Here is a 17,265-nt window from a genome sequence, read left to right on the forward strand (position 1 = left end):
CTTTAGGCGAGTAAAACTTCCACCTTCGCCGAGTCTTCCTCTACTTGCTTAGCTTTCGCCGCTCGGTCGGCTTTTAGCATTTCGTCTAGATTTTGATCGTTTAGGGCTAAAATTTGTAGCGCCAGATATGCTGCGTTTACCGCACCCGCCTTACCGATCGCCACGGTACCCACGGGCATGCCGCCGGGCATCTGCACGGTCGAGTAAAGCGCATCCACGCCGCTAAGCGCTGAGCCTGCCATCGGTATGCCGATCACGGGGCGAGTGGTGTTTGCTGCGATAGCGCCCGCTAGATGTGCCGCCATGCCGGCTGCCGCGATAAATACCTGCGCGCCTTTTTCCTCGGCTGCGGCGACGTATTCGCTCGTTCGCTTCGGGCTTCTGTGCGCGGAGCTTATGATCAGCTCGTAAGGGACGTTAAATTTTTCAAGCACCTTTGCCGCCTCGCTAACTACGTCGTAGTCGCTCTTGCTTCCCATTATTATAGATACGAATTTCATTTTATTTCCTCTCTTAAAAAGCTAAATTTAGGCAGCCTCGCGCCCAAATTTACTTCGTTTTCGTTGCCGCTGTGGATCTCGGTGATCTCTTTGTCTTTTTTGGTTACGAGCTTTTTAAATTTGATAAATTTCTTGCCGTCACGAGCGAAAATTTGAGATATTTCGCTCTCGCACTCATCTATCTGCGAGCCCAGAGGCGCCACGATCTCATACTCGTTGCCGGGGAAAATTTTATATTTGCATTTAAAAAACTCACCGTCTAAAGTCATGGCGTTTACCTGATGGGTGCCTTCCTCTAGGCTGCTAGCGTGATTTTGCGTGTCAGCCTTTTCAAACGGGCGATTTACTAGGTAGCCGTCGGTAAAACCGCGATTTTTTAGCGTATTTAGCTCGCCGGCGTAAATTTGCGCATCAAATTTGCCAGCCGCTGCGTCGTCGACGGCCATGCGGTATGCCCTAGTCGCACAGGCGGCGTAGTATTCGCTTTTCGTGCGGCCTTCGATCTTTAGGCTATCGACAGCGCCGCTTTCGATGATATCCTTGATGTGCGCGGATAAATTTAAGTCTTTGGAGTTCATTATATGCGTGCCGCCTTCGTCCTCCTCGAGGCGAAACAGCACCCCGCTCTCCTCGCTTTTGGCGTAGAGTTCGTATTTAAATCGGCAGTCGTTAGCGCAGCTACCGCGGTTTGATTGGCGGCCGCTTTGTACGGAGCTAACCAAACAGCGCCCCGAGTACGCAAAACACATCGACCCGTGCACGAAAATTTCGATATCTAGCGTCGGGATTTGCTCTTTTATTTTCACGACGTCTTTTAGGCTCATTTCGCGCGCCACGACGATGCGTTTTGCGCCCATTTCGTGGTAGATTTTAGCGTCAAGCGCGTTCATAACGTTTGCCTGTGTCGAGAGGTGGATCTCGATGTCCGGGGCTATTTCTTTTGCTAGGCTCATGACGCCTGGAGTCGCGATAATAAAGGCGTCTGGCTTCATCGCCGATACCGTTTGTAGATGGCGTTTTAGCGGCTCGATTTGCGAATTAAAAGGAAACGCATTTACCGTCGCGTAAAATTTCTTGCCTTTTGCGTGCGTGTATTCGATAGCTTCTTTAAAGCTTTCAAGGTTAAATTCGCGCGCCGAACGAGTGCGAAGCGAAAAGCTCGCCACCGATGCGTAAACCGCATCTGCACCGTACTCTAGAGCTATTTTTAGCTTGGTTAAATTCCCCGCGGGAGATAAAAGCTCGGGCTTTAGCACTATTTTTTGCCCAAACTTTCTATCAGAGCTTCGATATCGTCGTTGCTAACGAGGTTTTCGGTGTGCGTATCGCCCGCGATATGTACGGCCGAGGCTACGCGCTTCTCGTCGTCGATCTTGCCCTCAAATAGGCTACTCATATACTTGCTAAGCGCTCGCATGACGTTGATGACGCGCTCGATCTTTTGACGGTGGATGTCTTGATACTGCATCATGTCCATCGCCATCATGATCTCGTCTTCCGCCATTCTTACGTTATCTAGCGTCGTTTCGGCGGAGCTTTTTAGTGCGTTATTTTTTTCTAGCGCTTCGGCAAAAGTAGCGATATTCGGGAATTTTTCGTGTAGTTTGGTAAAAATTTCGATATTAGTCTCTATACCGCTGATAATCTCGCTAAGTCCGCTTTCTGCGTCCATAGAGAAGTTATTGATCGCGTCAAGCTTGTCAAACATCTGCGTAGCTTTTTCTTCGCTGTCCTTTGTGACATCGTCTAGCTGATGAACCATCTTGTGATCATCTGTCGGAGGAGGCGGAGGCCACGATATATTCGAGGATGCTCTATAGTCACCGTCAAATTTGACATCATCATCTTTGCGCTCCACTACTTCTTTGTCGGTAGCCTTTAGGTCTAAATTTTCATCTCCGCTAGCTTGCGCGTCGCTCTCGTCTGCGGCAACGACGTCGTCCAGATCGCCCGCCATCAAGGCGTCAAGTTCTTCTTGCGTCATAAAAACTCCTATTTAAATTTGGGCTGATTATATAGAAAATTAACGAAATATAAGTTTAAAAACCCGAACTTTATCCTTAAATTTATTAAATTTTAGGTAGCATTTGCAAAATATTTAAGGATAAAAATGAGAGTCGATCTGCACAACCACACGCCGCTTTGTAAACACGCCGTGGATGAGCCTAGAGAGTATGTTTTAAGCGCGATAACTTCAGGCTGCGAGTATTTTGGATTTAGCGATCATGCGCCGATGAAATTTGACGAAGCGTACCGCATGGAGTTTTCGCAAATGCCCTCTTACGAGAGCGAGATTTTACGCCTCAGAGACGAATTTGACGGACGGATCAAAATTTTGCTTGGCTACGAAGTCGATTTTTTAGAGGGCTTTATGGACGAGCGGGTTTTAACGCGCAAGGTCGATTATCTCATCGGTTCGGTGCATTTTTTGGGCGGCTGGGGCTTTGACAATCCCGAGTTTATCGGCGAATATAAAAAGCGCGACATAGATCAAATTTGGCGGGATTATTTTTACTGCGTCGAAAAGATGGCGAAGTCGGGCAAATTTGACATCGTCGGGCATGTAGACTTGCTAAAAGTGTTTAAATTTATGCCAAAAACAGACGTTAGACTCCTCGCCAAAAACGCCATCGATGCGATAAAAAAGGCAAATTTGACGGTGGAGATAAATGCGGCCGGCTTTAGAAAACCCGTCGGCGAACAGTATCCGAGCGTAAATTTGCTAGAAATGATCGCCGAAAAAGAAATCCCTATCACGTTTGGCTCGGACGCGCACGCAAAAGACCAAGTCGGTCTAAACGGCGAAAAATGCGAGCAAATCGCCAGAATTTTGAGCTTTACAAAATGTGCGGTATTTAAAAACCGCGACAGAGAATTTGTAAAATTTTAGATCGGGTAGAAAAAATTATTTAAATTAATCTTAAAAGTAAAATTTTATGATAAAATTACGAAATCAATAAACACAGGAGCGAAAAATGGGAAAATTTGTAAAAAGCGTCGATCATTTTTTTGATTTTTGCAAAGAACACGAGGTTAAATTCGTGGATTTTAGATTTACCGATATGAACGGCGCTTGGCACAGCATATCTTATAACATAAAATTCGTAGAAAAAGATCACTTCGTAAACGGCATACCGATGGATGCGAGCTCGCTAGGAGGGTGGCAACCGATCGAAAGAAGCGACATGCTAATGTGCCCTGAGGCGACCAGCGCCTTTTTAGATCCTTTTACCGCTGACGTTACAGTCGTAGTTTTTGCCGATATTTACGACATTTACAAGGGTCAAATTTATGAAAAATGTCCACGCTCGATAGCCAAAAAAGCCATGGCCTACGTAAAAGAGAGCGGCATGGGCGACGTGGCGTATTTTGGGCCGGAAAATGAGTTTTTTATATTTGATAACGTAAAAATAGTAGATAGCCCAAACTGCGCGATGTTTGAAGTGGACAGCGAAGAAGGCGAGTGGAACGACGCTAGGGACTTTAAAGATAGCTACAACACAGGCCACCGCCCAAGAAGAAAAGGCGGCTATCTGATGACGCAACCGACCGATAGCATGGTCGATCTGCGCGCGGAAATGATGCAGGTTTTAGAGCAAGTAGGCCTCGAAGTCATGCTAGGACACCACGAAGTCGCACAAGGACAAGGCGAGCTTGGCGTTAAATTCGGAACCCTTCTTGAAGCGGCCGATAACGTGCAAATTTACAAATACGTCGTCAAAATGGTCGCCCACCTAAACGGCAAAACGGCGACATTTATGCCAAAACCGCTCTACGGCGACAACGGTAGCGGCATGCACGTGCATCAGTCAGTGTGGAAAGACGGCAAAAATTTATTCTACGGCGAGGGAAAATACGCAAACTTAAGCGATTTTGCGCGCTGGTACATCGGCGGGATTTTAAAACACGCAAGGAGCGTCGCGGCATTTACAAACCCGAGCACAAACAGCTACAAGCGCCTAATCCCTGGCTTTGAAGCGCCGTCAATCCTAACGTATTCTAGCCAAAACCGCTCCGCCTCGATCCGTATCCCGTACGGCTCGGGAGAAAAATCAGTCCGCGCCGAAATGCGCTTCCCTGACGGTACGGCAAACCCGTATTTGGCTTTTTCAGCGATGCTCATGGCCGGGCTTGACGGCGTAAAACACAAGATGGAGCCAGTCGGTCCGATGGATGAAAATTTATTTAAACTGCACCTAGATGAAATCCGCGAGCGCGGTATCGAGCAGCTCCCTCATACGTTGAGGGGTAGCCTAGAGGCGCTAATTCGCGATAACGAATATCTGCACCCGATCATGACCCCAACGTTTATAAACGCGTATCAGCATTATAAATTTGAGAGTCAAGTATGGCCGTATGAAGCGCGCCCTACTCCGTATGAGTTTAAAACTTGCTTTTCTTGCTAAATTTAAGGGATGCTAAAATCCCTTTTTAGTTTTTCAGTCAAATTTGACCTTTTTAAATTTGGGCCAAATTTGACTTTTCTCGCGATTTTGACGAATGCAAAATTTGTCAAAATAAATCAAATTTGAAAAACAACGGCTTTTTGTCTTGACAAATCAGCCTTTTTTATATATAATCACGTTTCGTTTTTTGAAAAATGTCTTGTTAGCTCAGTCGGTAGAGCATTTCACTTTTAATGAAGGGGTCGCTGGTTCGAGTCCAGCACAGGACACCATTTTTTTACATAGACCCTTTCGTCTAGTGGCCCAGGACTCTACTCTCTCAGTGTAGCAACAGAGGTTCAAATCCTTTAAGGGTCGCCACGATTTAGTCTTTTCGGTCGCTTAGCTCAGTTGGTAGAGCGCCACCCTTACAAGGTGGATGTCATAAGTTCGAGTCTTATAGCGACCACCATTTTAGGTGCAGCGGTAGTTCAGATGGTTAGAATGCCGCCCTGTCACGGCGGAGGTCGCGGGTTCGAGCCCCGTCCGCTGCGCCATTTGTCTTGTTAGCTCAGTCGGTAGAGCATTTCACTTTTAATGAAGGGGTCGCTGGTTCGAGTCCAGCACAGGACACCATTTATTTTTGTTAAATTTGGGTCGCTTAGCTCAGTTGGTAGAGCGCCACCCTTACAAGGTGGATGTCATAAGTTCGAGTCTTATAGCGACCACCATTTTAGGTGCAGCGGTAGTTCAGATGGTTAGAATGCCGCCCTGTCACGGCGGAGGTCGCGGGTTCGAGCCCCGTCCGCTGCGCCATTTGCCTCGTTAGCTCAGTTGGTAGAGCATATCACTCTTAATGATGGGGTCGTAGGTTCGAGCCCTACACGGGGCACCACGATTTATTTTATCATTGTTGGCCCTTTCGTCTAGCGGTTAGGACACCAGCCTCTCACGTTGGTAACACGAGTTCGATTCTCGTAAGGGTCACCAATCCACTTTAAATTTATTACTTCACTTTTTAAATTGCATTATACAAAAAACCATATTTAAATATAACCCTAATTGGCATATATCTAGCTTCTACAAAAATAAATAACTACAAGCATTGAGTTTTATGCAAATTCTGTTTTTAATAATCTGTAAAAAAGGAATAATAATAAACCATGCAAACATGAGAGCTTTAATTAGGCCAAAAACACTCCAAAAACTATCCGCAAATTTTGTTTCAAGTAAATTTTAAAAATCATAAAATTCTGAACGCAATTTTTTACCGATTTTATTTTAAATTTAAAAATAAATATAAAAATACTCAGGCAAGTAGCAATTTTTGCCATCCCAAAGGCAAATTTAGCTAAATCCCAAGCCTATCCTTCGCCGCTTGCGTGATTTCCTCTTCGTAGTCGTAGTATTCAAACGTTGCACCGTGTTGAAACGCGCCGTTTAGGATGTCGCCGCTTTGGCGATTTTTGAGGTCTATCTCGGCGATCTTAAAGCCGTCCAGCGTCTCGCAAAACTCCCTCAAACGCGACGGCGGATTTTTGAGCTTTGTAAACAAAAAGCAAAATCCGCTCCCGCCGTTTCGCCCTACGCGCCCGCGCAGCTGGTGCAGGCTCGCTAGTCCTAGCCTCTCTGCGCCCACGATCACGATCGTGCTAAGCTGCGGCAGCGAGATACCGACCTCAACAACCGTCGTCGAGAGTAGCACGTCTCCGCGCTCGCGAAATTCGCGCAGCACCTGCTCCTTTTCTTTGTCCTTGCCGTGCGTGACGTAGACATTTGTAAAATTTGTCCGCCAAAACCCCTGCGCTTCCTCTAGTCCCTGATAGTTCGAGTTTTCGCTGCTCTCAACCAGCGGATAGATCACGGCAACCTGCTTGCCTTTGGCGATTTGCGATTTGATATGCGTCAGTAGCTCGCCAAAGTTCGCGCTTTGTAAAATTTGCATATGGATGTGCTTTTCAAAAGGCATCTGCTTTAGAAAACTAAACTCCGCGAAGCTGCTTTGTATCATGCTTAGCGTGCGCGGGATCGGCGTCGCCGAAAACTGCACCACGTGAGCTCTGGTCTCATTCGCCGCTTTTGTTTGTTTATTTCTTTTTTCGGGCTCGGTTGCGGTCGAATTTGCCCGCTCGCCGCTGTCAAATTTACCGCTAGATTCGCCCTCCGCCCCGTCAAGTTGCGTCTCTTGCCCAAGCCCTCCGCTAGCTAGAGCGTTGATTTTCTCGCGCTGATTTGAGCCGAAACGGTGCTGCTCGTCTATCATAACTAAAGGCGCGGCGGGCAAGCTTTGATAGAGCAAAACATGCGTGCCGATGATGAGATTTACGCCGTCAAATTCAGGCTTGTCGCCGCTTTTAACAAGCAAAATTCGCATAAAATCAGGCAGCAAACGCGCCGCCTCGGCGTAAATTTGCTCGGCCAGTATCGACGTGGGCGCCATGATGAGCGCAGGGCCGGGATAGACGCTAAGCGCGGCAGCTAGCATAACAAGTGTCTTGCCGCTACCCACATCGCCCATCACGACGCGCCGCACCGCCTCCTCGCTGCTAAAGTCCGCACGCAGATCAGCGATGGCATTTAGTTGGTCATCCGTGGGCGCAAACGGCAAATTTTTAAGCCACTCCGAGATATCAAAAAGCTTGATTTTAGGCGCTTTAAAATGCGTTTTTTTGACGTTTAGCTTTTTTAGGTAGTTGTAAATTTCGACGAATTTTAGCACCTCTTCACCAGCTTTTTCTCGCACGAGAGCCTCTAGCATCGCCACGCTTTTTTCGTCTCCTCTGTGCAGATCTAGCAAAAACCGAGCCTCCTTAGGCGCGAGTCCCGCCTCGATCAAATTTGGCAAATTTACGTATTTTTGGATCAAATTTTTAAACGAATCGTCTCTGAGAGAAAGCTTGTATTTGGGTATGATTTCGTTTATTTTCGTGACAATTTTTGGATTTGTTAGCTGCCACGAGCCGTAGGCGTAGGCGCATTTGCCGCTTACAAATACGCTTTTGCCGACCTTAAAAGCGCCGTGATGCCAAGGTTTGGCGTTAAAAATCACGATCTTTACGCTTTGCCCCCACGCCTCACACCAGCATACGGCGTGCAGCATTCCGCCTTGGCGATACGCGCTTTTTATCTCCACGGCGACGCTCACGTACCCGTCTTTTGGTGCGGCGGCTAGACTCGTATCCTCGAAGCTTTTAGGAAGCTTAAGTGCTAGATCGAGCAGAGTGGTTACGCCGATTTTTTTTAGATTGATTCTGTCTTTTTCATCAAATTTCATTGTAAAGCACGGCAAAACTGAGCTTTTCTATCTCCGCGTGCTCCGCGATAAACGCGTTTAGCTCGGCAAGCTTTAGCTTCGAGATTTTTTCTAGCTCGTCTTTAAAATTTCCTAGTTTAAAGCCGTTATAAAACTCGCTCTGAGCGATGTTTAGGCGGTTAAAAAGCGTCTCTTGGCGTAGCGGCTGCGAGCCTAGCAAAAATCTTTTAGCCTGCGCTAGCTCGCCAGCCTTTACGCCGTTTTTGACGAATTTTGCAAATTCGTCTTTTACGACTGCGACCGCCTCGCTTCTGCTCTCATTTTTGGTTTGTAGATAACCCCAAATTTGCGAGTGGCTCAGCGCAAATTCGCTCCTAGCATACGCCGAATACGCTAGCCCTCGCTTCACGCGGATCTCCTCCATCAGCCTACTGCCAAAGCCGCCCTCGCCCAAAATAAACGTCGCTATCTTGGCCTTATACCGCTCCTCACGGGAAACGTCAAAAGGCGCGCCAAAGTAAATATAGGCTTGCTCGCTAGGCTTGATGATGGCTTTTTCGCCGCATTTTTCATCTGTTTTTAGTAGTTTTAGCTTGCGCGCTTCGCCATGCTTTAGCGAGCTTAAAATTTCGTCCAAATTTAGCTCCCCCGGCGCCACTTCGCCGCCGAGCACTACAAATAAATTTGCTAGATCAAGCTTGCTAGAGATGAAGTTTTTAACGTCGTCTAGCGTGATACTCTCCACGCTTTGCTTCGTGCCGATGCTAGGTCTTGCTAGATTCGTACCGGGATAGAGTAGTCCGTTTAGCGCGACTCTAGCTAGATAGTCGTAGTCGCTTTCATTGCTAGATATCTCGCCCAGAGTCAGAGTTCGAACCTTTTCAAAGCTTTTTTGACTTAAATTCGGCTCCTCTAAAAGCTCTTTTAGCTTAGCAAGCGCAAAAGAAAAGTGCTCCTTTAGGCAGTTTAGCTCAAACGCAAACGTCTCAAATCCCGCGCTCGCGTAAAGGCTGATCGCGCGCGTTTCAAGCTCTTTGGCAAAGCCTGCCGCACCCTTGCTTAGCGTGCCTTCGTCGAAAATTTTCGCGACGAATTTAGCAAGTCCGGCCTTCTCCTCCGCGCAAGTTCCGGCAACCTTAAAAATAAGCTTTAGGCTCACCGCGGGCAGGGTTTTACTAGCCTCGTAAACGGTAGGGATTTGTAAATTTGCGGCTTTTAAATTTATGATTTTCATCAATAAAACCTTTCTAAAATATCATAATTGGTATTACGTTTGGCGGGTTTTTCGCCTATATCTTTGATGAGGCGTATCATCTCGTCTTGATTCATACGGTAGCTAGCGCCGGCGGCCTTGACGACGTTTTCCTCCATCATCGTGCTGCCTAGGTCGTTTGCGCCAAACAGCAAGGCTAGCTGCCCGATGTAGCTGCCCTGCGTGACCCAGCTGCTTTGGATATTTGGCACATTATCTAAAAACAGCCTAGATACCGCAAGCAGGCGCAAATAACGATTCGAGCTTTGCTTTTTGATCTCGGGATGCTCGGCGGCTAGGCGCGTATTTAGCCCCTGAAAGCTCCATAAGATAAACGCTCTAAAGCCGCCAGTCTCATCCTGCAAGCTCCTGATATGCTCCCAGTGTTCCACGATCTCGCGCGTGGTTTCGACGGTGCCAAACATCATCGTAGCAGTCGTCTTTAGCCCCTCCTCGTGCGCCTCGCGGTGGATGCGCAACCAGGTCTCTACGTCGCATTTTTTAGGCGCGATCACGTCGCGGACGCGGTCGCTAAGTATCTCTGCTCCGGCTCCGGGCATCGAGTAGAGCCCCTTTTCTCGCAGACGGCGTAGAGCCTCTCTAGTGCTTATGCGCGAGATCCTCGCGATATAGTCGATCTCGACCGCGGAAAATCCGTGAATCGTGATGCTTGGATATTTTTTCGCGATAAACTCCACGAGATCCTCGTACCACTCGATTTTTAGCTTTGGATGCACGCCGCCTTGAAATAAAATTTGCGTCCCGCCGATAGCGATGAGCTCCTCGATCTTTTGCCCGATCTCGTCAAATCCGAGCACATAGGCGTCCTCGTCCTTGTGATCGCGGTAAAACGCGCAAAATTTACAGTCCACCCAGCACGCGTTCGTGTAGTTGATGTTTCTATCCACAATAAAGGTCGTGACGCCGTCTGGATGTAGCTCGCGTTTGCGCGCTAGAGCCATCGCTCCAAGCTCGTTTAGCTCGGCGTTTTCTATCAAATTTACCGCCTCGTCCACGCTTAGTCTAGTCAAATTTTTCCTTTAAATTTTTTACGCGAGTTTAGCGAAAAACGCTTTTATCTTTGATAAATTCACGTTTTTTGACGTCTTGCGGATATCGTTTCGCGCCTCAAAAAAGGGAAAAGACGCAACCAAGCTAAGAAATTTAGCCATTTGGCGCTAGACGGGGTGTTGAGTCTCGTTGCGTCATAAAACAGCCCGACCGCAGAGACGGCCGCAACGGGCTTAGGCATCGCCAAGGTAGGCACTATGGTCCGCACCGTCGCAGATAGACGCCTATATAAACCGCGGCGTAAATTTGCCGCGGCTTTTTAAATTTAACCCGATTTATAAAGCTTAAATTTGATAAAATCGCGAGACATTTTACCAAAGGAGAAAAGATGAAAAATTTAATTTTAGCTGCGATTGCGGCGCTGTTTTTTGCAGGCTGTGCAGCAAACAAACCGGCTCCCGCCGAGCAAAACGCGCAGGAGTATCGCCACGCTACGCAGATAAAAGATGCAAGCTGCCCGCATCACGGCATGACAAACGCTAGCTGCGCACAGGCTCACGGCGGGATAAAAGAGTGCCCTCATCACGGAAATCACGGAGCAGACAAAAATCTCGGCTGTAGCGGCGACTGCGCCAAATCAAAACCATGCCCAAAATGCGACGCAAAAGCGCACGGGTGCGCGCAACATAAAGAGTGCGCTCATCACGGCAAAAGCGGCGCAAGCGACAAAACGCACGCCTGTCCTCATCACAAACACTAAAATTTAATGCGGTCAAGGTCAAATTTGGCCGCACTTCCCATCGAATTTACGCCAGCTGGCAACAGCAAAATTAAGCTCAAATTTCGCCGCAAAGTAGTTAAAAATCGCTTTTAGTCTCGTCGTCTAAAATTTTAAGCAGGCTAGGCAACCTAAACTCGCCGCTCATTCCCTTTGCGAGCCGCGCCGCTTCGTCCACATCCATGCCGACCGCGCTAACAAAAAGCGGCCTCTTGCTCTTGCCTCTGCAAATTTCTCTTACGAGCTTACAGCTACCTTTAAAAGGCGATTTGGCTACGCCCACGATCTGCACTCTGCGCTCCAAGCGCTCGTATAAATGCCCGCCCAGACCGTATCTGCCCTCGTCGTCAAGATAAACGAAACCGTCGATCACGATGAGCGAGATATCCCACACATCCAAATCCTGCAAAAGCGAGACGATGCACGGAAGCTCCCTTTTATAAAAGCTTCCGCTCTCATAGGGCGCTACGCCGTCTACTATTTTTGATATGATTTCAAGCGGCTTTTCGTCGCTAAAGTTTTCAAACAAAACCCCTACGACTTTAGCCTTGCTTCCCACATAATACGCATCTACGGCAAGTTTCACCGCTATCCTTTTTTGTTTAAATTTGAGCCGCATAAAAAGGCGACTTAGATTAAAGCATTAAGCCGCCTCAAAAGCTCAAATTTAATCTCGCTCCAAAACGACTTTATTTCCCTTCGTGCCGCGCACGCGTACCTTCGAGCCCTCGGCTAAATCACCGTCGTAGCGCCACAAAGTGCCCTTAAAATAAACCATACCCTCTCTGATTTCGCCCTCGCCGCTCTCGTTTAAAAAGTCGTCTTTGACTTCACTTTCGTGTTGGTTAAATTTGGCCTTTAAAGGCTTTCTGAGCGCAAAAAGCAGGACTAGAGAGACGATAGCGATGAGTAAAATTTGATACTCCCAAGCGATATCGACGAAAAATCCCAGCACCCCGACCGCTAAAAATCCAAGCCCGAAAAATAGCACGAAAAAGCTACCGAGCATAAACTCGAGCATGACTAATCCGACGCCAGCGGCTAGCATCAAATATGCGGGTATCATTTCGCCGCCCTAGTGCCTAAAAAGTCCTTTAAGACGCTTAAAGAGCCGATGAGCTCGGTTGCTTCGTAAGGGACTAAAATTTTATCTTTCGAGCCGTTTTTGGCTAGCTCGTTAAAGGCTCCAACGCGGTCGCGCGCGAGCAGGAACTCGGCAGCCTTGGCGTTTTGCGCCATGCTTTCGTTTATCATGTCCATCGCCTCTTTTTGGGCCGTCGCTAGCGCGATTTGCTCGTATTTTTTCGCATCGGCCATACGCTCGATGGCTTCGGCTTGCAATACTTTTTCTTGTTTTAGCGCCTCGGCGTTGCGAATGAGCGCCTCTTTTTCAGCCTGCGCTTTTAGCTCGATCGCGCGTTTTTCGCGCTCGGCTTTCATTTGCAGATTCATCGCCTCTTCGATGCCGTGCGGCACGGAGATCTCCGAGATCTCGACGCGCATGATCTTTACGCCCCAGTTATCGGCGGCGTCTCCGAGCGCTCTTTGTAGCGCGGAGTTTAGGCGGTCGCGCGAGCTAAGAGTATCGTCGAGATTCATCGCGCCGATCTCGCCCCTTAGCGTCGTCATGGCTAAATTTGCGATCGCGCGCTTGTAGCTATCGACGTTATACAGAGCCATTTTGCCGTCCACGACCTTTAAAAACACGATGCCGTCGACGCTTATGTTTACGTTATCTTTGGTGATGACTTGCTGTTTCGTGATATCTACTAGCTGCTCTCTAACGGTGATTACGGCGCGGATCTGATCGACAAAAGGGATGATGATGTGAAATCCGCCGTCAAGCACCTTGTGAAATTTACCCAAACGCTCGACGATGTAGATATCAGACTGCGAGATGATCTTAATGCCGGCTTTTAAAAACAAGACCGCAAAGGCCAGCACGACCACGGCAAATACGATAAACGGGATGCTCTCTTCCATGACTACTCCTTAAAATATTTTTCATCATTTTAGCCGCTTTTTGCTAAAAAATCGCCATTTTAGCGGAAAATTTTTAGTATAATTAGCCAAAATTTTAAGGATAAATCATGAAAAATATTTTATTTTTGGCAGCGGCTGCGATGATATTTGCAGGCTGTGCGGCAAGCGGCGGCGCAAGTGCGGTAAATAGCAAAAAATGCGGCGGCACTGAGGTTTTTGAAACGTGCGGCGCCGAGGTAGATAAGGAAAATTTGATCGGCGTTTACGAGGCTAAGGTGTTTTGCGACGGATGTAGCGAAAACTCGAAAAGCACGCTAACGCTCAACGCGGACGGTACGTTTAAAATCGACACCGTTTATCAAAAAAAGATCGCCCAAAGAGAGCTACAAAATGGCAAATACGAGATAGAGGGCAACACCCTAAGAGTGACAAATCAATACCGCGAAAAGCTAAATTTCGAGATTAACGGCGATACGCTACGCCAGATCAGCAACCAAAACAGCTTTATCAAAGAAAATTTCGCCCAGGAGCGCATCTACAAAAAGCTAGAAGCCAACTAAGCGACAAATTTAGCGCCCAAATTTAACCCAAAACCCAAAATGAATAAATTTATCGACCTATTAAGAACCCAGCCCGTTTTCGCGCGCCTCTCGCTCATACAGCTGATTTGTTATTTCGGCGTTTGGTTCTCGCACACGGGCATTTTTACGCTACTTATCGAGCTTGACGCGCCCGTTTGGGCTATCACGGCGGCTGCTGCGCTTGCTTTCGTGCCGGGCGTGCTACTATCGCCTTTTAGCGGTATCGTGGTGGATAAATTTAGCCCCAAACCAATGCTCATAGCGCTCACGGTCGTAGAGATGGTGACTGTTTTTATGCTCGTTTTTATCGACAAACTCTCCTTGATGTGGCTGCTATTTGTGATAATATTTATCAGAGTCGGGGCCGGCGGAACGTATTTTCAGGTCGAGATGAGCCTTTTCCCCAAAATTTTAAACAAAGACGACCTAAAAACCGCAAATGAGATCCACTCGCTCATCTGGGCGTTTTCATACACCGCAGGTATGGGTCTGGCGGGCATTTATATCCATTTTTTCGGGATAAAAAGCGCCTTTTTACTAGACTGCGCTCTTTATGCAGTAGCCCTTATCGTCCTGCTTAAAACGGATATATCCGTGCGGGCTAAAAAAGGCGGCGAAAGAGTCCGCGAGATGCTAAAAAACGGCCTAAAATACGTAAAACAAAATCCCCTCATCGCGCACCTCATCATGCTGCACGCGGTTGTGGGCGTGACCAGCTACGACGCGCTCGTGGCGCTACTAGCGGACTATCCGTACGCTGGCCTGCTCTCGGCATCGCTCATCATAGGCTACATAAACGCTTGCCGCGCCGTCGCCCTTATCGTCGGCCCGCTCGTGCTTAGCAAATTCGTCTCAAACTCCAACCTAGTTTATATCTACGTCGGTCACGGACTTGGCGTCATCGCGTGGAGCGCATTGCAGTTTAACTTTTATATCGGATTTATCGGGATTTTTTGTGCGGGATTTTTCACCTCGACGCTTTGGAGTTACACCTACACGCTCATCCAGCAAAAGTGCGATCCCTCATTTTACGGTCGTATCATCGCCTATAACGACATGGTTTATCTAGGCGTCGCGGCGGTGATTTCTAGCGGTATAGGGCTGCTTTTTGAGCTTGGGCTTAGCCTCTCGATAATCACGGCGCTGATAGGGTGTATGTTTTTTGCCGGAGCGATTTACTGGCTTTTCGTGCGTAAAATTTACAAAGACGAGCTAGCGTAAATTTGCTCTGCGGTGCGGGTTTAGCAAGCGGCAATTTTAATCAAATTTGACCAAATAAATTTGCTGTCCGCATCAAAAACGTAGCAGTCTCGGTATGTCAAATTTAATGGCAAATTTGACCTCAAATTTACCCCGCTCAGGCTTTAGCATAATAAGTCGTTCCGTTTGAAATATGCTTTTTATAAAGCGTCGTAAACGGCACCAGATCGGCGTGTCCGACGTAGAGTCTGCCGTGATCGCTCAAAATTTTATGAAAGCGTTCTACCGTTTTTAGCTTAAATTCCTCGTTAAAATAAATCATCATATTTCGCGAGAAAATGATGTCGAATTTGCCTAGCTTAAAGATCGCGTCGTCAAAGATATTTGCCACGCTAAACTCGCATCTAGGCAGCATCTCGCGCCTGATTTCGTATTTGCCGTCGCGTTTTGTAAAGTAGATATTTTTTTGATTATCGTTTAGGCGGTGCAATGAACGCTCGTTATAAACGCCCTTTTTACAGCTATCGATAGCCTCGGAGTTTATGTCGATACCAACGATACTGACGCGGTTTACGTCGAGTAAATTTGAGTGCGCGAGCATACCTAGCGAGTACGCCTCGTCGCCCGTCGAGCACGGCGCGCACAGTATCCGCACGCTATCAAGCTCCTCTCTGGCGTAGTATATCGCGGCTTGTAGCTGCGGCAACTCTCTGTAAAAATAAGTCTCGTTCGTGGTGATCAAATTCACGATTTCTTGCCTCATAAAGCGGTCTACGACGACTTTTGAGCTTAACGCTTCAAAGCTTGAAATTCGGTTTGCTTGGCAGAAATTTATTAGGCGCTGCTTTATCATGTCCTTTTTGGACTCTAGGTCCACGCCGCACATATTTTTGATAACTTCGACGAATTTATTCAGCCCCGCCGCATCGCTAGGAGCGGGCGTCAAATTTGCATTTTCAAGCATGTAAAAACCTTTCTAGTTCCGCTCTTATACCGCCGATGGGTAGCGACCTTAAATTTGCGTTGATTTCTTTCGCGCGTTTTGGCATGCCGTAGACGATCGCACTCTCCTCGTTTTCGGCGACGCATTTAGCACCGGCTTTGTATAGCTCGTTTAGCCCGCGCGCGCCGTCGTCGCCGATGCCAGTTAGCAGGATCGCCATGACGTCGGCAAACTTACAAGCCTGCACGCCGGAGTGAAAAAGCACGTCTACGTTGGGGTTGTACGTGGTCTCCTTTGCCGGCGAGCACATGCCGGCCATGAGGGGGCTAGCAGAGATTATCTCCGAGTTTTTTTCGCAGATATATATCGCGCTTTTTAGCTGCGTGGGCGCGCCCAGCATCAACACCTCCGCCGCGCACTCCTTGTCAAACTGCGAGATAAAACTAGGGATAAAAGCCAGGCTCATATGCTGCGCAATAACGACGCTAGCTCCGTTTAGCTCAAGCCCTTTAAAAAGCCTTTTTAAATGTCCCGGACCGCCCGTCGAGGCGCCGACTAAGACCAGTTTTTGTTTCAAATTTATTCCGTTTTTTGAGTTAATTTTATGGCTATTTTATCTTTATTTATATTAAATTTAGCTATAAGGCAAAAATACATAAAATAATGCAGATAATTTTACGCTAACTAAACGCTACGATAAAATTTGGGTGAGATTTTAGCGCTTGCAACAGCGGCGGAATAGTCGTCAAATTTTACTTCAAACTCGGTATTTATACCTAAATTTTATGCGTCTTCTTGTATTTATCTTCAAATTTACGGCTTTTTGCTACAAGATTTCCGTCAAATTTTACTTTATGATTGACGGTTTTATCTTCTTTAGATGAGGCTCTTTTTTATCGTGCGTTACCGCTTTTTCTAGCGCGTGTTTCGGATAGTTTGCGCCTTTTGATGCATTACCGCTAGCAAAAACTAGAGCAGAAAACAAGATTAACAAGGGCAAAGCTAAAATTAGCATTATCCCGACCGTCTTTTTCATTTAAATTTCCGTTTGCATTCAAATTTACGCTTGAAAGTAGCCTAATCTCGCCTAGATTTTACGACAAGCGCCCTATTTTTTATTCGTCATTTGATACAAAAAGCTAAAGATTTCCGCGACCGCTTTATAGAGATTTGGCGGGACTTCCTCATTTAGATCGACCTTGCTTAGAACCTCGACCAGATCGGCGTCCTCTTTGATCGGTATGTCGTGAGATTTGGCTAGATTTATGATGTTTTTCGCCACTTCGCCAGAGCCCGTTGCCAGCACTTTTGGGGCATTATCTTTTTGGCGGTTGTAGCCAAGAGCCACGGCTTTTTTAGTTTTTTGCACTTTTGCCAAA

18 protein-coding genes and 9 tRNA genes are annotated in these 17,265 nt (G+C 47.3%); 14 read left to right on the forward strand and 13 right to left on the reverse strand.

Going from position 1 to position 17,265, the window contains the following annotated elements; all coding sequences use genetic code 11:
• Positions 1-2: 2 nt before the first annotated feature.
• From purE to EE116_RS09090, 3 genes are read right to left on the reverse strand one after another with little or no spacing between them, the layout of a single operon-like run.
• On the reverse strand, positions 3-500 hold the full coding sequence (purE, locus tag EE116_RS09080; protein WP_122866867.1) for a 5-(carboxyamino)imidazole ribonucleotide mutase: 498 nt from the start codon (positions 498-500) through the stop codon (positions 3-5).
• Entirely contained in the window at positions 497-1,756 is a 1,260-nt protein-coding gene (locus EE116_RS09085; RefSeq protein ID WP_122874144.1) for a peptidase U32 family protein, read from the reverse strand. Before EE116_RS09085 ends, purE begins: the two co-directional genes overlap by 4 nt.
• Entirely contained in the window at positions 1,756-2,484 is a 729-nt protein-coding gene (locus EE116_RS09090) for a chemotaxis protein (RefSeq protein ID WP_122874145.1), read from the reverse strand. The genes EE116_RS09085 and EE116_RS09090 overlap by 1 nt, the downstream gene beginning before the upstream one ends.
• A gap of 126 nt (positions 2,485-2,610) precedes the next feature.
• On the opposite strand from EE116_RS09090, the gene EE116_RS09095 reads away from it, so the two are divergent.
• The 11 genes from EE116_RS09095 (at position 2,611) to EE116_RS09145 (ending at position 5,875) form a co-directional block, all read left to right on the forward strand.
• The gene (locus EE116_RS09095; RefSeq protein ID WP_122874146.1) at positions 2,611-3,390 is read left to right on the forward strand and encodes a histidinol-phosphatase; all 780 of its coding nucleotides are present in this window, start codon (positions 2,611-2,613) and stop codon (positions 3,388-3,390) included.
• A gap of 85 nt (positions 3,391-3,475) precedes the next feature.
• Entirely contained in the window at positions 3,476-4,906 is a 1,431-nt protein-coding gene (glnA, locus tag EE116_RS09100) for a type I glutamate--ammonia ligase (protein WP_122874147.1), read from the forward strand.
• 196 nt (positions 4,907-5,102) lie between these two features.
• A tRNA-Lys gene (locus tag EE116_RS09105) sits at positions 5,103-5,178 on the forward strand.
• Positions 5,179-5,190: 12 nt separating this feature from the next.
• A tRNA-Glu gene (locus EE116_RS09110) sits at positions 5,191-5,266 on the forward strand.
• A 15-nt stretch (positions 5,267-5,281) separates the two neighbouring features.
• Positions 5,282-5,357 (forward strand) — tRNA-Val (locus EE116_RS09115).
• 8 nt (positions 5,358-5,365) lie between these two features.
• A tRNA-Asp gene (locus tag EE116_RS09120) sits at positions 5,366-5,442 on the forward strand.
• A 3-nt stretch (positions 5,443-5,445) separates the two neighbouring features.
• Positions 5,446-5,521: transfer RNA gene (locus EE116_RS09125), tRNA-Lys, on the forward strand.
• Positions 5,522-5,540: 19 nt separating this feature from the next.
• Positions 5,541-5,616, forward strand: a tRNA-Val gene (locus tag EE116_RS09130).
• Positions 5,617-5,624: 8 nt separating this feature from the next.
• Positions 5,625-5,701 (forward strand) — tRNA-Asp (locus EE116_RS09135).
• Positions 5,702-5,704: 3 nt separating this feature from the next.
• Positions 5,705-5,780, forward strand: a tRNA-Lys gene (locus EE116_RS09140).
• 20 nt (positions 5,781-5,800) lie between these two features.
• Positions 5,801-5,875: transfer RNA gene (locus EE116_RS09145), tRNA-Glu, on the forward strand.
• Between the two features lie 361 nt (positions 5,876-6,236).
• Here EE116_RS09145 and EE116_RS09150 read toward each other — a convergent pair.
• The 3 genes from EE116_RS09150 to EE116_RS09160 are packed head-to-tail and all read right to left on the reverse strand — an operon-like array spanning position 6,237 to position 10,421.
• The gene (locus EE116_RS09150) at positions 6,237-8,159 is read right to left on the reverse strand and encodes a DEAD/DEAH box helicase (RefSeq protein WP_122874148.1); all 1,923 of its coding nucleotides are present in this window, start codon (positions 8,157-8,159) and stop codon (positions 6,237-6,239) included.
• Positions 8,149-9,372 carry a M16 family metallopeptidase gene (locus EE116_RS09155; protein WP_122874149.1) on the reverse strand — a complete coding sequence of 408 codons (1,224 nt, stop codon included), beginning with the start codon at positions 9,370-9,372 and terminating at the stop codon, positions 8,149-8,151. The genes EE116_RS09150 and EE116_RS09155 overlap by 11 nt, the downstream gene beginning before the upstream one ends.
• On the reverse strand, positions 9,372-10,421 hold the full coding sequence (locus EE116_RS09160) for a dehypoxanthine futalosine cyclase (RefSeq protein WP_122874150.1): 1,050 nt from the start codon (positions 10,419-10,421) through the stop codon (positions 9,372-9,374). The genes EE116_RS09155 and EE116_RS09160 overlap by 1 nt, the downstream gene beginning before the upstream one ends.
• A gap of 368 nt (positions 10,422-10,789) precedes the next feature.
• Between EE116_RS09160 and EE116_RS09165 the strand changes: the two genes are divergently transcribed.
• Positions 10,790-11,161, forward strand: coding sequence for a hypothetical protein (locus EE116_RS09165; RefSeq protein WP_122874151.1), 372 nt, complete (start codon positions 10,790-10,792; stop codon positions 11,159-11,161).
• A 97-nt stretch (positions 11,162-11,258) separates the two neighbouring features.
• Here the strand turns inward: EE116_RS09165 and EE116_RS09170 are convergent, their stop codons facing one another.
• The 3 genes from EE116_RS09170 to EE116_RS09180 form a co-directional block, all read right to left on the reverse strand.
• Complete coding sequence (locus tag EE116_RS09170) at positions 11,259-11,765, reverse strand: endonuclease V (RefSeq protein ID WP_122874152.1); 507 nt, start codon at positions 11,763-11,765, stop codon at positions 11,259-11,261.
• Positions 11,766-11,846: 81 nt separating this feature from the next.
• Positions 11,847-12,245 (reverse strand): NfeD family protein, encoded by a 399-nt coding sequence (locus EE116_RS09175; RefSeq protein ID WP_122874153.1) that lies wholly within the window; start codon positions 12,243-12,245, stop codon positions 11,847-11,849.
• The gene (locus tag EE116_RS09180) at positions 12,242-13,162 is read right to left on the reverse strand and encodes an SPFH domain-containing protein (protein ID WP_122874154.1); all 921 of its coding nucleotides are present in this window, start codon (positions 13,160-13,162) and stop codon (positions 12,242-12,244) included. Before EE116_RS09180 ends, EE116_RS09175 begins: the two co-directional genes overlap by 4 nt.
• A 107-nt stretch (positions 13,163-13,269) precedes the next feature.
• Here EE116_RS09180 and EE116_RS09185 point away from each other — a divergent pair, with 107 nt between their 5' ends.
• Together EE116_RS09185 and EE116_RS09190 are read left to right on the forward strand one after the other, a co-directional pair.
• Positions 13,270-13,722, forward strand: a complete 453-nt coding sequence (locus tag EE116_RS09185; protein WP_122874155.1) for a copper resistance protein NlpE N-terminal domain-containing protein — start codon at positions 13,270-13,272, stop codon at positions 13,720-13,722.
• A gap of 39 nt (positions 13,723-13,761) precedes the next feature.
• Positions 13,762-14,964: an MFS transporter gene (locus EE116_RS09190; RefSeq protein ID WP_122874156.1), complete on the forward strand. Its 1,203-nt coding sequence runs from the start codon at positions 13,762-13,764 to the stop codon at positions 14,962-14,964.
• Between the two features lie 136 nt (positions 14,965-15,100).
• Here EE116_RS09190 and EE116_RS09195 read toward each other — a convergent pair whose 3' ends face one another.
• From EE116_RS09195 to EE116_RS09210, 4 genes are all read right to left on the reverse strand, one after another.
• Positions 15,101-15,907 carry a CheR family methyltransferase gene (locus EE116_RS09195; protein ID WP_122874157.1) on the reverse strand — a complete coding sequence of 269 codons (807 nt, stop codon included), beginning with the start codon at positions 15,905-15,907 and terminating at the stop codon, positions 15,101-15,103.
• The gene (locus EE116_RS09200; protein ID WP_122874158.1) at positions 15,900-16,463 is read right to left on the reverse strand and encodes a CheB methylesterase domain-containing protein; all 564 of its coding nucleotides are present in this window, start codon (positions 16,461-16,463) and stop codon (positions 15,900-15,902) included. Before EE116_RS09200 ends, EE116_RS09195 begins: the two co-directional genes overlap by 8 nt.
• 270 nt (positions 16,464-16,733) lie before the next feature.
• Positions 16,734-16,922, reverse strand: a complete 189-nt coding sequence (locus EE116_RS09205; protein ID WP_122874159.1) for a hypothetical protein — start codon at positions 16,920-16,922, stop codon at positions 16,734-16,736.
• A 72-nt stretch (positions 16,923-16,994) separates the two neighbouring features.
• A complete protein-coding gene (locus EE116_RS09210) occupies positions 16,995-17,264 on the reverse strand; it encodes a FlhB-like flagellar biosynthesis protein (protein ID WP_002953476.1) in 270 nt (89 codons plus the stop codon).
• Between the last annotated feature and the right edge of the window lies 1 nt (position 17,265).

The organism is Campylobacter showae (genome assembly GCF_900573985.1).
Taxonomy (GTDB): domain Bacteria; phylum Campylobacterota; class Campylobacteria; order Campylobacterales; family Campylobacteraceae; genus Campylobacter_A; species Campylobacter_A showae_E.

Coding starts and splice junctions, on each gene's coding strand:
- purE (WP_122866867.1), bottom strand. CDS start 500: ATGAAATTCGTATCTATAATAATGGGAAGCAAGAGCGACTACGACGTA.
- EE116_RS09090 (WP_122874145.1), bottom strand. CDS start 2,484: ATGACGCAAGAAGAACTTGACGCCTTGATGGCGGGCGATCTGGACGAC.
- EE116_RS09095 (WP_122874146.1), top strand. CDS start 2,611: ATGAGAGTCGATCTGCACAACCACACGCCGCTTTGTAAACACGCCGTG.
- glnA (WP_122874147.1), top strand. CDS start 3,476: ATGGGAAAATTTGTAAAAAGCGTCGATCATTTTTTTGATTTTTGCAAA.
- EE116_RS09150 (WP_122874148.1), bottom strand. CDS start 8,159: ATGAAATTTGATGAAAAAGACAGAATCAATCTAAAAAAAATCGGCGTA.
- EE116_RS09155 (WP_122874149.1), bottom strand. CDS start 9,372: ATGAAAATCATAAATTTAAAAGCCGCAAATTTACAAATCCCTACCGTT.
- EE116_RS09165 (WP_122874151.1), top strand. CDS start 10,790: ATGAAAAATTTAATTTTAGCTGCGATTGCGGCGCTGTTTTTTGCAGGC.
- EE116_RS09175 (WP_122874153.1), bottom strand. CDS start 12,245: ATGATACCCGCATATTTGATGCTAGCCGCTGGCGTCGGATTAGTCATG.
- EE116_RS09180 (WP_122874154.1), bottom strand. CDS start 13,162: ATGGAAGAGAGCATCCCGTTTATCGTATTTGCCGTGGTCGTGCTGGCC.
- EE116_RS09185 (WP_122874155.1), top strand. CDS start 13,270: ATGAAAAATATTTTATTTTTGGCAGCGGCTGCGATGATATTTGCAGGC.
- EE116_RS09190 (WP_122874156.1), top strand. CDS start 13,762: ATGAATAAATTTATCGACCTATTAAGAACCCAGCCCGTTTTCGCGCGC.
- EE116_RS09195 (WP_122874157.1), bottom strand. CDS start 15,907: ATGCTTGAAAATGCAAATTTGACGCCCGCTCCTAGCGATGCGGCGGGG.
- EE116_RS09205 (WP_122874159.1), bottom strand. CDS start 16,922: ATGAAAAAGACGGTCGGGATAATGCTAATTTTAGCTTTGCCCTTGTTA.